Consider the following 1,554-nt stretch of genomic DNA (forward strand, 5'->3'; position numbering starts at 1 on the left):
CGCCTACGGCAGCGCCATCAGAGGAACGAAAATGGGGTTTATCGAATTAATCCTTTAGCGGCTGGCGAAGCGAGGTTGATTTATCATTGGTGCCTTGAGCCCGTAGTAGTAGACAGACCTCAGCGACCTGGTGCACCACAGATTGTTGCTCCCGCAGGGAAGCACGCATGGCAGAATGCCTCATTTTAGGTCACTGCACCAGCCCAATAACAAACCGCTAAAGGAGTGCAATACAAATGGAGATCCTCTATGCAAACTGCTGTGGGCTGGATGTTCATAAGAAGACCATTACAGCTTGCATCATCACCCCTAAAGGAAAGGAGCTAAGAACATTTGGTACTTTCACAGCTGATCTGCTTGATTTAGCTGATTGGATCAAGGCTAAAGATTGTACCCATGTGGCTATGGAATCTACCGGCGTCTACTGGAAGCCAATCTACAACATCTTAGAGCAATACGACCTGAAGGAGATCCTGGTGGTAAACGCTCAACACATCAAGACTGTTCCCGGGCGCAAGACCGACGTTAAGGATGCCGATTGGAGCGCCAATCTGCTCCGTCACGGTCTCCTTAGAGGCAGTTTCATTCAGAACCGTGAACAAAGAGAATTGAAAGAACTGGTCGGCTACCGCAAGAGCCTGGTTGACGAACGCGCACGGGAAGTGAACCGGATTCAAAAGGTGCTTGAAGGCGCCGGCATCAAATTAGCCTCCGTAGCTACTGACATCACAGGAGTTTCCGGACGCGCTATACTTGATGCCATCGTTTCCGGCATCGATGACCCTAAATTCCTGGCATCGCTGTCCAAAGGAAGGCTAAAGAATAAACGTGAGCAATTAGAACAGGCCCTCCATGGACTAGTGGGTAGACACCAGCGGATGCTGCTTTCCACACAATTGCAGCACATTGACTTTCTCGATCGGGAGATAGCCAAACTTGACCAGGAAGTTGAGGGGCAGATGCGCCCTTTTGAGCAGGAGATCGCGCTTCTTGATGGCATCACCGGTATCGGGGTAAGAAGCGCCCAGGTCGTCCTGGCCTGCATTGGCCGTGATATGTCCCGCTTCCCCACTAAGTCACATATCTCCTCGTGGGCGGGGCTTTCTCCGGGGAACAACGAGAGTGCCGGCAAGCGCAGGAAAGCCAAAACCACCAAGGGGAATCCGCTCTTGCGCACCACGATGATCCAGGCTGCCAAATCAGCTTCGCATACCAAGAATACTTATCTTTCTGCTCAGTACCATCGGATAGCTGCCCGGCGTGGTAAAAACAAAGCCGCCGTTGCTGTTGCCCACACCATACTGGTTATCATCTATTGTATGTTGAAGAATCACACTCCTTACCAGGATATGGGCGCCGATTACTTTGCAAAAGTTAATTCCAAGGCCATTGCCAAGCGTGCTATTAAACAGCTTGAAATGTTGGGTTATCAAGTCAAGATCGAAGCTGCTTAAGGTTTTTGTAGGGTAACTTTGCTTCAAATAGCTTTACTGTTTAACCCCTTTTAAGAGGCCTAGTTAATTATTGCCTTTTGGGAACTTGTAATTTTCATAG

The 1,554-nt window shown here is 49.5% G+C and carries 1 protein-coding gene; it reads left to right on the top strand.

All coding sequences use genetic code 11. The features are described 5' to 3' along the window. Nucleotides 1-236: 236 nt before the first annotated feature. Nucleotides 237-1,454 carry an IS110 family transposase gene (locus Psfp_RS21050; protein WP_134220463.1) on the top strand — a complete coding sequence of 406 codons (1,218 nt, stop codon included), beginning with the start codon at nucleotides 237-239 and terminating at the stop codon, nucleotides 1,452-1,454. Nucleotides 1,455-1,554 lie beyond the last annotated feature (100 nt).

Source organism: Pelotomaculum sp. FP, assembly GCF_004369245.1.
Taxonomy (GTDB): domain Bacteria; phylum Bacillota; class Desulfotomaculia; order Desulfotomaculales; family Pelotomaculaceae; genus Pelotomaculum_C; species Pelotomaculum_C schinkii.

Coding starts and splice junctions, on each gene's coding strand:
- Psfp_RS21050 (WP_134220463.1), top strand. CDS start 237: ATGGAGATCCTCTATGCAAACTGCTGTGGGCTGGATGTTCATAAGAAG.